Here is a 1846-nt window from a genome sequence, read left to right as displayed (position 1 = left end):
TTCCCGTTCTGCGCGATTGGGTTAACTGGTGCCGGGTTATCGTTTATATTATTTAGCTTAAAAGTAAAAAAAGAATGGAAGGGCTTCAAACGCGTCCAAGAATTACCCTATATCGGCTCATCCATTCTCTGGGTTTACCGCTTAGGAATTCTCGGGCTGGGAGCTTTAGCCTTATACAGCGCATCTGCTTTTTGGGCGGATTCACCTGCGTACATTAAAAAGAATTACGTGAAACTAGAAGGGATTCCTTCGAAAATTGTTTATGAGAGACCTTCAACAAAGGGTGTAATACAAGGTACAATTACGGTCATCATCAATAACAAACGATTAAGTATTGCTCCAAATCCACGTTATCCAATCAAAAAAAATGTGGAAGGCCGTCATTTCCTAATTAACTACCTGCCAAATACCGAATGGATCATGGATTATAGAATCGAATGAAATAAAAAACTAGGAAACTCACCGCCGAGTTTCCTAGTTTTTTCAGAGCATTCATTAACTTACTTGTGTACGGTGGCTGACTTCCTGACGCCGCTCAACGATAATTAATCCGCCCATTAATCCAAGCATCGAAAAAAGGACAGGAATCATAAAACCATAATGATATCCCACACTGCTAGCAGATGCATGGAAATAGTCTAATACTTTTCCAAAAATGCCTGGTAAAAGGACAGCACTTAAAAATCCGCCCATATTGGCAAAACCAGAAACCACTCCGACTTCTTTGAGATCAAATGATTTTCTTACAATCGCAAATGTTAACGAGCATGCTCCATTACCAAAGCCAATAATAAAGAAGAGAATCGTCATTAGATAGTAGGGAGGCTTTCCATCAAATAATAAAAAGGATGCCCAACATAGAACCACAATGGAGTGGACGACAACATACGGTCGTTTGAGTGAGTCTATCCGACTGGTAACCCAACTTGTTAAAGGTGCTCCAATAAGGGCCCCGAAAAGCCCAACCATAATCAGCTGACTTGCATCAGAACGAGACAATCCGTATACATGCATCCCATAAGGAACGGCCCAAGAACCAATAAAGCCTACATACGTACCAACCACACCAAAGTGACAAAAAAAGGTGGCCCAAGCTTGACGGGTGGTAAAAATCCGCCTTAATAAAACCAGCGTTTTTTCACGTGGTTTTTTTGGCTTGTTAGCACCTGTACTTTTCCAGGTCATTTTCTTTGGTTTTTGTACAAGGACAATATAAAGAAGGACGCTGCATAGCACTAACAGGATTCCTGTGGTAAAAAAAGGTGCGCGCCAACCAGAAATCGTAATCCAAGTCGAAAGAGGGACGGTCGCCAACAAAAAGCCAAAACTTCCTGCCATACCGGCCACACCTAGTAATCCAACAAATTCTTTCACTTTAAACCATTGACTGAGGATCAAAACTAAATTAACCCAGATGGCCGAATCACCCATACCTACCAGTAATCTTGCAAAGAGGAACACCACTTCATTTGATGCGAGACTATAAATTAATGTACCTAATCCTGTAAGCAGCGCACCAATAACGAGAAAAAAATTAGGGCCAAAACGATCGGACAAAATCCCCACCGGAATTTGTAAACCGGCATATGCAAAGAATTGAATACTTGCCAGTAATCCAATGGTTGAAGCTGTAATGTTAAAGTCTTTCATTAATTGGTCGGAAATTAATCCCGGCGCCGTTCTTTGACTGACAATTAATAAATACGTGAACAAAACTGACACAAAAACAACCCATCTATACTTGCTATTTTGTTTTTCCAATGATCTCTACTCCTGTTTGCTATAATTTCCTTATTATACAATATTAATTTACATTTTTGTCTTTTAAGGTACTGACATTGTTTAA

Annotated in this window: 2 protein-coding genes; one reads left to right on the top strand and one right to left on the bottom strand. The window is 40.0% G+C overall.

The genetic code is table 11. From position 1 onward, the window contains the following. Positions 1-441: hypothetical protein (locus tag V7137_RS30060; RefSeq protein WP_335701461.1), on the top strand; the 441-nt coding region annotated here is incomplete at its 5' end. Positions 442-495: 54 nt separating this feature from the next. On the opposite strand, the gene V7137_RS30055 is transcribed toward V7137_RS30060, so the two are convergent. Next, on the bottom strand, positions 496-1761 hold the full coding sequence (locus V7137_RS30055; protein WP_335701460.1) for an MFS transporter: 1266 nt from the start codon (positions 1759-1761) through the stop codon (positions 496-498). Between the last annotated feature and the right edge of the window lie 85 nt (positions 1762-1846).

Origin of the sequence: Neobacillus drentensis (genome assembly GCF_036962765.1) — a bacterium.
In the GTDB taxonomy this organism is placed as follows: Bacteria; Bacillota; Bacilli; order Bacillales; family Cytobacillaceae; genus Neobacillus; species Neobacillus drentensis_C.
Note: the sequence above shows the minus strand (reverse complement) of the source record. Positions and strands in the feature narration are given on the sequence as shown.